The organism is Bacillus sp. VT 712 (assembly GCF_001614195.1).
GTDB classification, from domain to species: Bacteria; Bacillota; Bacilli; order Bacillales; family Bacillaceae_H; genus Priestia; species Priestia flexa.
The window spans coordinates 43,379-53,688 of the sequence record NZ_LWBK01000018.1; the positions used below are offsets into that span (position 1 = coordinate 43,379).

A 10,310-nucleotide genomic window follows, 5' to 3' on the forward strand; every position below is an offset into this window, starting at 1 on the left:
AGGGGTAGTTTTTTTCATCTAGTGAATAACTTTCTAAAATCATGTAAAATAAGGATAGGTGATTCATTTTAGGAGAGTGAGCAAATGCAGCAACGAATGACATGGGGTGAATCGATTTCGATTCCTAAGGATAAATGGTTTAGTAAGTATCAAGAATTATCTGTAGATGAGCCGCATCATATATTGTTGGAAAGTGGGCGAGGCGGTAACTTTCATATTATGGGCCTTAATCCTATCGCTATTTTACGAGGAGAGTCTAACGAGCTTCATATTATAGAGCAAGGAAGAAGAAGTGTTGAAAAAGGTAATCCAATGCATTTAATGCGTAAATGGATGAAGAAGTACCAAACACCTCAGCGTAAAGAGCTACCTCCGTTTCAAGGCGGGGCCATTGGTTATATTAGCTATGATTACATAAGGTATCTAGAACATGTACCAACAATAGCAGATGATCCGTTAAAGATGCCTGATATTTATTTCTTAATTTTTGATGATGTTTTTGTATATGACCACCATAAAGAAGAGCTATGGATAATGGTTAACCATACAGATGAAGAGAATGCTAAAGCTCGTTTAACTTCATATAAAAATCAATGGTTGTCTGAAACGAAGTATACTCTTGTTTATGAGAAAGTGAAGAGTGTTAATACACACACAACTTTGTCAATGTCAGAAGAAGAGTTTGGTGTGGCTGTTGAAAGGATAAAGGAATATATTGGACAAGGTGATGTGTTTCAAGTTAACTTATCTGTAAGACAGTCACAGCCTCTTAATACACATCCAATGCATATTTACGAACAAGTCCGAAAGATTAATCCTTCTCCATACATGTCGTATATGCAAACCGATGAGTTTCATTTAGTGAGTTGCTCACCAGAGTTATTAGTTAAAAAATCAGGAGTTGAGCTTAGTACAAGACCAATTGCAGGAACACGGTCTAGAGGGAAGACAAACGAAGAAGACAGTGCACTGGCTAAAGAGTTAATTGAAAATGAGAAAGAGCGTGCGGAGCACGTAATGCTTGTTGATTTAGAGCGAAATGACTTAGGTAGAGTAAGTAAGTATGGGACTGTTTGTGTAGATGAGTTTATGGTGATTGAAAAATACTCCCATGTTATGCACATCGTATCAAATGTCAAAGGTGAAATTGCTGACAATAAAGACATTGTAGATGTAGTAGATGCAGTATTCCCAGGAGGAACCATCACAGGTGCACCTAAGGTTCGGACAATGGAAATTATTGAAGAACTAGAGCCCGTTCGAAGAGGTGTCTATACAGGATCAATTGGTTGGATAGGCTATAACGGCGAGATGGAACTTAACATCGCAATTCGTACAATGGTCGTTCAAGATGGTCAAGTACATGTACAGGCGGGAGCTGGTGTTGTTATTGACTCCAACCCTAAGTATGAGTACAAAGAGTCATTGAAAAAGGCTATGGCTTTATGGAAAGCAAAAGAGCAGAGTGAAAAAGAGTTGAGTGGAGGATGAGAACAGATGATTTTAATGATTGATAACTACGATTCATTTACATTTAATTTAGTACAGTATTTAGGTGAGCTAGGCCATGAGTTAGTCGTCAAGCGTAATGATGAAATTACAATTGAAGAGATTGAAAACCTTAACCCTGACTTTTTAATGATTTCTCCAGGGCCATGTAGCCCAAATGAAGCTGGTATTAGCTTAGAAGCAATTAAATATTTTGCTGGTCAAATTCCGATTTTTGGCGTTTGTCTTGGGCATCAGTCCATTGGTCAAGCATTTGGTGGAAATGTTATCAGAGCTGATAAGCTTATGCATGGTAAGACGTCAGAAATGCACCATGATGGAAAAACAATCTTTGAAGGGTTGGACAATCCGTTTACAGCTACTCGCTACCATTCTTTAATTGTAGAAGCTGGATCTCTGCCTGATTGTTTTGAGGTGTCAGCATGGACAGATGAAAATGAGATTATGGCTATTCGCCATAAAACTATGCCAATTGAGGGCGTCCAATTTCACCCTGAATCCATTATGACTTCATATGGTCGAGAAATGCTGCAAAATTTTATTAATACGTATCAGAAAAAGGGCGTGTAACCTTTGTACATTTATGTAAACGGAGAGATTTTAGAAAGAAGCAAAGCAACTATTTCTCCTTTTGATCATGGTTATATGTATGGCCTGGGTTTATTTGAAACAATGAGAATCTATAATGGTCATCCATTTTTATTAGATGATCATCTGAGTCGATTACAAAGTGGTTTATCGCTTTTAAATATTGAATGGACATATTCAAAGGAAGATATACTTATAATTCTTAATGAGTTGCTGCAAAAGAATAATCTCCAAAATGCGTATGTTCGACTAAACGTATCAGCAGGTGTAGGTGAAATTGGACTACAGGTAGAAGCATATACTCGTCCATCACTTATTGTTTATATGAAGTCTATGCCTGATAAGAAAACCCCTCTTATAAAAGAGGGGGTTATTCTTGAAACAAAAAGAAATACTCCCGAAAGTAATGAACGGTTGAAATCTCATCATTATTTAAATAATATCTTAGCTAAAAGAGAAGTTGGAAACGATATAAGTAAGGAAGGGATTTTTTTAACAAAGGAAAGGTTCTTAGCGGAAGGAATTGTTTCAAACCTTTTCTTTGTGAAAGATAACACCGTCTTTACTCCTGCTGTTGAAACGGGAATATTAAACGGTATTACTCGCCAATTTATATGTAAGCTTTTAAGTGTGAAGGGGATTTCTATTAAAGAAGGATTCTTTACACTATCAGAGCTTCTTGAGAGCGAAGAAATCTTTATGACAAATTCAATTCAAGAAATTTTTGCTATCCATAAAATTGGAGAGAAAGAGTTTAAAACGGGTGAACAAACGCTAACCTATACATTACAGCGACAATATGAGAAATATACTTCGCATTTATGGAGTAAAGAAGGCGTACGAAAGGAAGTCTTAGATGACAAAAACGGTAGTAAATAGTCAATTTATCGATTGTGGTTCCCATAAGTTAGATTATTCTACAAAGACATTGATTATGGGGATCCTGAACGTAACCCCAGATTCGTTTTCAGATGGTGGTTCATTTAACCATATCGATAAAGCAATTGAGCATGCTAAACAAATGGTCATAGATGGCGCAGACCTCATTGACATCGGTGGTGAATCAACACGTCCAGGAAGCGATAAAGTAAGTGTGGAAGAAGAATTAGAGCGTACAATTCCCGTTATCAAAGAATTATCTCGAACTCTAGACGTACCTATCTCTATTGATACGTATAAATCTGAGGTAGCAAAGCAAGCAATTGAAGCAGGTGCACACATTATTAATGACGTGTGGGGAGCAAAGGCTGACCCGGAGATGGCAAAAGTAGCTGCTGATTATAATGTACCTATCATCCTCATGCATAATAGAGACAATAAAAATTATCAAAACCTCATTCCAGATATGATTGCTGATTTATATGAAAGCATAAAAATCGTTAAAAGTGCTGGTGTAAAAGATAAGAATATTATTTTAGACCCAGGGATTGGATTTGCTAAGACAGTAGAGCAAAATATTGAAGCTATTCAAAATGTAGATAAGTTTACAGCACTAGGCTATCCTGTGTTGTTGGCTACATCTCGAAAGTCAACAATTGGACACGTCCTTAATTTGCCTCCAAAGGAACGAATAGAAGGAACTGCTGCTACTATTGGAATGGGTATTTCTAAAGGTATTCATATGACAAGAGTACACGATGTGAAAGAGATTGCTCGCTTTACGAAGATGATGGATGTTTTAGTAGGTAAAGGAGTAATCGAGAATGGATAAAATTTATGTGAATAATATGCGCTTTTATGGTTATCACGGCGTTTTTACTGAGGAAAATAAGTTAGGTCAACGTTTTAATGTAGATTTAACAGTAGAATTAGATTTAAAAAAAGCTGGACAAGAGGATGATTTAGAAGCAACTGTAAGTTATGCAGAGCTCTACGAAGTCTGTAAAAACATTGTGGAGAAAGAAACGTTTAAGCTGGTTGAAACTATTGCTGAGACCATTGCGTCAACGGTTTTATCCTCTTATCATCTAATTCAAGCTTGTACCGTAAAAGTATATAAACCCGACCCTCCGATTCAAGGTCATTATGATTCGGTTGCCGTCGAAATTACAAGGAGCCGCTAATGAACAATAGAGCTTTTATAGCCCTGGGGTCTAATATTAAAAGCCGCAGTAACTACTTAAAGCAAGCTGTTCAATCACTAGACAGTCATGAAGGCATTTTATTAGAAAATCTTTCTTCCGTATATGAGACGGATCCGGTTGGCTATACTAACCAAAGCGCTTTCTTAAATATGGTAGCCGAAATTAAAACAGAACTTTCTTCTCTAGAGTTGCTCGATGTTTTGCAGGCGATTGAGCTACAGCAGAACCGAAAAAGAGAGGTTGTATGGGGACCTCGTACGTTAGATTTGGACATTCTTCTGTATAATGAAGAGGTTATACATAGTTCTAGACTTATTGTTCCTCACCCTCGGATGACAGAAAGAGCATTTGTAATGGTCCCTCTAGCAGAAATTGCTAGTGACCTCATTATACCTATTGAGGATACATCGACAGTATACTTAGCGGAAAGACTAGCTGCAGAACAAGGGATTAAATTAATTGGTAACTTATATGATGTAACGGCTCCATAAAAACGTTTTTTGTTTTTAAGAGCCAGGAGGTTTACTTGCTTTTCTTAGTTCGTTACAATAAGAAATTGATAACCAAACATTATTTAGAATTCGATAAGGCCGAAAGTGCGTAAAGAAAAGAAGCGATATAATTACGCATTAAGGCAGTTGGATTACTATATCAAGTTGTTTTAGCTTGAGACAAGAACACACTGTAAGTCTAAAGCGATTTGACATAGAGAAACGACTGAATTTATAATAATTTTAAAGAAACGTAGGAATTGCCAGTGGAAAAGCTGGCCTTTTTTCTGTTTTAGAAAATTTATTAATACGATGGAGATGAGCACATAATGAATCATGAAGAATTAAATGATCAACTTCTCGTTCGTCGTGAAAAAATGAACAACCTTCGAGAACAAGGTATGGATCCATTTGGAAAACGCTTCGAACGTACACATACATCACAAGAGATAATTGATGCATATGAAGAACTAACAAAAGAAGCTTTAGAGGAAAATGAAGTTTCAGTTTCATTAGCAGGACGTATTATGACAAAGCGCGGAAAAGGAAAAGCAGGCTTTGCTCACGTTCAAGATTTAACGGGTCAAATTCAACTTTATGTTCGTAAAGATTCAGTAGGGGACGAACAATACGAAATCTTTAAAACAGTTGATATTGGTGACCATGTTGGTGTACAAGGCGTATTGTTTAAAACAAAAGTTGGTGAATTATCAATTAAAGTAAAAGACTTCACGCTATTATCAAAAGCTTTACGTCCTTTACCGGATAAATATCACGGCTTAAAAGATATTGAACAACGCTATCGTCAGCGCTATTTAGATTTAATTACTAATCCAGAAAGTAAACAAACATTTATCTTGCGAAGCCGTATTATTCAATCAATGCGCCGCTACTTAGATAATAATGGCTACTTAGAAGTTGAAACACCAATGATGCATTCAATTGCTGGTGGTGCATCGGCTCGTCCATTCGTTACTCATCACAATGCTCTAGATATGGAGCTTTATATGCGTATTGCAATTGAGCTACACCTAAAACGATTAATTGTTGGTGGCTTAGAAAAAGTGTACGAAATTGGTCGCGTCTTCCGTAATGAAGGGGTATCAACTCGTCACAACCCAGAATTTACAATGATTGAGCTTTATGAAGCATACGCTGATTACAAAGATATTATGGCATTAACTGAAAACTTAATTGCACATATTGCTCAGGAAGTATTAGGAACGACTAAAATCCAGTATGGGGAGTATGAAGTAGACTTAACTCCAGAATGGACAAGACTTCATATGGTAGATGCTATTAAGCAATATACAGGCGTTGATTTCTGGAAAGAAACATCTGTTGAAGAGGCACGTGCTCTTGCAAAAGAACACAATGTTGAAATTACAGAGCATATGTTATACGGGCACATTGTAAATGAATTCTTTGAACAAAAAGTAGAAGAGCAATTAATTCAACCAACATTCATTTACGGACATCCTGTAGAAATCTCACCATTAGCGAAAAAGAATGAGGATGACCCTCGCTTTACTGATCGCTTTGAGTTATTTATTGTAGCAAGAGAGCATGCAAATGCCTTCACGGAGTTAAACGATCCAATTGATCAGCGTGAACGCTTTGAAGCGCAGTTAAAAGAAAAAGAACAAGGTAACGATGAAGCACATGAGATGGATGATGACTTCATTGAAGCGTTAGAATATGGTATGCCGCCAACTGGTGGTTTAGGAATTGGTATTGATCGATTAGTTATGCTATTAACAAACGCTCCTTCTATTCGTGATGTACTGTTATTCCCGCAAATGCGCCACCGTTAATAAAAAAGACAGCTAATTGGCTGTCTTTTTTATTTATTATTATCTATTTTTTTTAATAGGTCTTTTGGATTTAATTTTCGAAAATTAAAAATTTTATATTGTGAAAACGTTTTCAGTTTTTATATAATAGATTTGTTATCGACTATAAACAAAGGGGATGGGCTTTATGAAAATTAATCGATGTTTTGTTGTTCTAATCGTTTTTGCAATGTTTGCCTCCGCTTTTTCGAGCTTCCCTATGCAAACGTTTGCAAATGCAGGGAAAGTAATTATTCATTATCAAGAAGCGCCGAATAACACAAAAGATTGGAACCTATGGATTTGGCCTGAAGGCGGGGAAGGGAAAGCGTACGACTTTACAGGGGAAGATGCGTTTGGAAAAGTTGCTGAGATTGAAATTCCTACAAACACCAAAAAGGTAGGATTTATTGTCCGGACAGATACTTGGGAAAAAGATGGGGAAGATCGCTGGGTTGATATCCAAAATGGTGAAGGGGAAGTATGGATAAAAAGTGGAGATAACACAGTATATAACGAGCCACCAGATGGAGAGTATCGTGATTTACCATCTTATGAGAACGTTAAAGTAACCATTCATTATGCACGTTATGATAAGAACTATAAAGACTGGGATTTGTGGGTCTGGCCAGATGGAAAGAGTGGACAAGCCGTTCAGTTTAAAGATGAAGATGATTTTGGAAAAGTTGCTACTTTTGAATTGAATGATCCCCAAGGTATTCAAAAGGTAGGGTTTATTGCTCGACAAAGCATAAATGGAGACGAATGGGGGAATAAAGAATTAGATAATCGCTATATCACGAAATTTAAAGAAGATGGATCAGCTGAAATTTGGATTGCTCAAGGAATCGAGCGTGTATTCTACGATCCAAGCCAAATTGATTTAAATCCAAAGATTGTTGGAGCTACTATTGATAAAATGAATGAAATTACGCTTCAAACAAACGTTCCATTCGCTATAGAAGAGGCAGATAACTCTGGTATTACATTAGAAGGAGTAGAAATTAAGGAAGTGATACCATTAAATAAGGAAGAAAAAACAACGAACAAGGTTCGAGTTGTGACGAAAAATAACTTAGATTTAACAAAGGTATATAAGATATCGAAATCCTTGTTTGGAAGCGCGACGGTTGAAATTGGAGCAGCAGTGCGTTCTAAAGAATTTGATGACATGTTTTATTATGATGGAAATGACTTAGGAAATACGTATAAAAAAGATAAAACGTCTTTTCGCTTATGGGCTCCTACTGCTACTGAAGCTAAACTAGTCTCATATAAAAGGTGGGACTCAACTAGCGGAACAGAAATTCCACTGAAAAAAGCAGAGCGAGGTACATGGACTACACAATTAAAAGGAAATCAAGATGGATTAATCTACACGTATAAAGTTAAAATTGGAGATAAGTGGAATGAGGCTGTTGATCCGTATGCACGTGCTGTAACTGTAAACGGAGATAAAGGTGTAGTGGTAGATTTAAAAACCACAAACCCAGAGAAGTGGCCAGCGAAAAAGCCATTCTTGAAAAACCGCGAAGATGCTATTATCTACGAGCTGCACGTACGGGATTTATCGATTGATCCAAATAGTGGAATTAAAAATAAAGGTAAGTTTTTAGGCATTACTGAAGAAGGAACAAGAGGACCTGGTGGAGTTAAAACAGGATTAGATCATATTAAAGATTTAGGTGTGACGCACGTGCAGTTTATTCCTATCTATGATTACCGCACAGTGGATGAAACAAAATTAAACGAGCCGCAGTACAATTGGGGATATGATCCAAAGAACTATAATGTGCCGGAAGGTTCTTATTCTACAAATCCATATGAACCTAAAGTAAGAATTAAAGAAATGAAGCAGATGGTTCAATCACTGCACAAAAATAATTTACGCGTAATTATGGATGTTGTGTATAACCATATGTATGCTGTAAGTGAGTCAAACTTTAATGAGTTGGTACCAGGTTACTATTTCCGATATAATGAAGATGGAACGTTAGCTAATGGAACAGGTGTTGGAAACGATACAGCATCAGAGCGTAAAATGATGAGGAAGTTTATTGTAGACTCTGTAAAATATTGGGCAACAGAATATAATTTAGACGGTTTTCGCTTTGATTTAATGGGAATTCATGATGTAGAAACCATGAAAGAGGTACGAGACGCTTTAAATAAAATTGATCCGAGTATTATTGTTTTAGGAGAGGGTTGGGATTTAAATACGCCTTTACCTGCTGACCAAAAAGCAAACCAGAAGAATGCAAACAAAATGCCAGGCGTAGCGCATTTTAATGATGTTATTCGTGATGGTTTAAAAGGTAGTGTATTTTATGATGAAGATAGCGGCTTTGTAAATGGCAAACAAGGTATGGAAGACACGATGAAAAAGAGTATAGCAGGTGGCCTTCAATACGATTCTTCAACATCTACTTATCAAGATCCTGAACAAGTAGTAACTTATGTAGAAGCCCATGATAATCATACTTTATGGGACAAACTACTATTAACGAATCCAAATGCTACTGAGCTTGAGCGTAAGCAAATGCATAAGCTTGCTTCATCTATGGTGTTAACTTCACAAGGAGTGTCTTTCATACATGCTGGTCAAGAGTTTATGAGAACTAAAGGTGGGGACCATAATAGCTACAAATCACCAGACTCTGTAAATCAACTAGATTGGGAGCGGCGTTTAGCATTTAATCAAGAGGTTGAATATATGAAAGGTTTAATTGAGATTCGTAAAAAGTATCCAGTATTTCGTATGACAACTGCCTCTGAGATTCGTCAGAACCTATCATTCTTAAATGCACCTAAAAATGTAGTAGCTTATACATTGGAAGGTAAAAACAAAAATCAACTAACTATCATACACAATGCCAATTCCAATGAGATAAAAATGAAAGTCTCTAGCAAAGGCAATCTATCCCTGCTTGTCGATGGAAAAAAAGCTGGTACAAAGTCTATAAAGAAAATAAAAAGTGATAATGTAACTGTACCGGCTTTTAGTACATTTATTTTAGAAGGTAATACTTTTAGGAAGTAAAGTTTAACTATTACTTAGAAAAAGATAGTTTAAAAGCTGTCTTTTTCCTTTTTATTCAACTGATATAACGAATAGAAGATATTAGAAAATTTAAACTTATTATTTTGGTATTGCTATATGATAATATGTCTGTTATATTTATAAATGTCCTTGAGAGACACAAACGAATCTCAAAGGAAATAAAAAAACTATTGACACTGAGTTCGAAACTTGGTAAGATAGAAAAGTCGCTTAAGAGCGACGGTTGAACTTTGAAAACTGAACAAAGCGAAAAACGCAACGTTAATTTTTTAAACTTTTATGAGCAAGTCAAACATTTCTTCGGAGAGTTTGATCCTGGCTCAGGATGAACGCTGGCGGCGTGCCTAATACATGCAAGTCGAGCGAACTGATTAGAAGCTTGCTTCTATGACGTTAGCGGCGGACGGGTGAGTAACACGTGGGCAACCTGCCTGTAAGACTGGGATAACTCCGGGAAACCGGAGCTAATACCGGATAACATTTTCTCTTGCATAAGAGAAAATTGAAAGATGGTTTCGGCTATCACTTACAGATGGGCCCGCGGTGCATTAGCTAGTTGGTGAGGTAACGGCTCACCAAGGCAACGATGCATAGCCGACCTGAGAGGGTGATCGGCCACACTGGGACTGAGACACGGCCCAGACTCCTACGGGAGGCAGCAGTAGGGAATCTTCCGCAATGGACGAAAGTCTGACGGAGCAACGCCGCGTGAGTGATGAAGGCTTTCGGGTCGTAAAACTCTGTT

General features: G+C 37.0%; 8 protein-coding genes and 1 rRNA gene. All 9 read left to right on the top strand.

Features of this window, described 5'->3' with window-relative positions:
* Nucleotides 1-84 precede the first annotated feature (84 nt).
* Nucleotides 85-1,491: an anthranilate synthase component I family protein gene (locus tag A2U94_RS10840; RefSeq protein WP_025909848.1), complete on the top strand. Its 1,407-nt coding sequence runs from the start codon at nucleotides 85-87 to the stop codon at nucleotides 1,489-1,491.
* A gap of 6 nt (nucleotides 1,492-1,497) precedes the next feature.
* Nucleotides 1,498-2,079 carry an aminodeoxychorismate/anthranilate synthase component II gene (gene pabA, locus A2U94_RS10845; protein ID WP_025909849.1) on the top strand — a complete coding sequence of 194 codons (582 nt, stop codon included), beginning with the start codon at nucleotides 1,498-1,500 and terminating at the stop codon, nucleotides 2,077-2,079.
* Nucleotides 2,080-2,082: 3 nt separating this feature from the next.
* Nucleotides 2,083-2,976 carry an aminodeoxychorismate lyase gene (gene pabC, locus A2U94_RS10850; RefSeq protein WP_025909850.1) on the top strand — a complete coding sequence of 298 codons (894 nt, stop codon included), beginning with the start codon at nucleotides 2,083-2,085 and terminating at the stop codon, nucleotides 2,974-2,976.
* Nucleotides 2,954-3,808 carry a dihydropteroate synthase gene (folP, locus tag A2U94_RS10855; protein WP_025909851.1) on the top strand — a complete coding sequence of 285 codons (855 nt, stop codon included), beginning with the start codon at nucleotides 2,954-2,956 and terminating at the stop codon, nucleotides 3,806-3,808. Before pabC ends, folP begins: the two co-directional genes overlap by 23 nt.
* Complete coding sequence (gene folB, locus A2U94_RS10860) at nucleotides 3,801-4,160, top strand: dihydroneopterin aldolase (protein WP_025909852.1); 360 nt, start codon at nucleotides 3,801-3,803, stop codon at nucleotides 4,158-4,160. The genes folP and folB overlap by 8 nt, the downstream gene beginning before the upstream one ends.
* Nucleotides 4,160-4,672, top strand: coding sequence for a 2-amino-4-hydroxy-6-hydroxymethyldihydropteridine diphosphokinase (gene folK / locus A2U94_RS10865; RefSeq protein WP_025909853.1), 513 nt, complete (start codon nucleotides 4,160-4,162; stop codon nucleotides 4,670-4,672). Before folB ends, folK begins: the two co-directional genes overlap by 1 nt.
* A 329-nt stretch (nucleotides 4,673-5,001) precedes the next feature.
* Complete coding sequence (gene lysS / locus A2U94_RS10870) at nucleotides 5,002-6,486, top strand: lysine--tRNA ligase (protein ID WP_025909854.1); 1,485 nt, start codon at nucleotides 5,002-5,004, stop codon at nucleotides 6,484-6,486.
* A gap of 166 nt (nucleotides 6,487-6,652) precedes the next feature.
* Complete coding sequence (pulA, locus tag A2U94_RS10875; protein ID WP_226372987.1) at nucleotides 6,653-9,544, top strand: type I pullulanase; 2,892 nt, start codon at nucleotides 6,653-6,655, stop codon at nucleotides 9,542-9,544.
* 318 nt (nucleotides 9,545-9,862) lie between these two features.
* A 16S ribosomal RNA gene (locus tag A2U94_RS10880) occupies nucleotides 9,863-10,310 on the top strand; the annotation flags it as partial.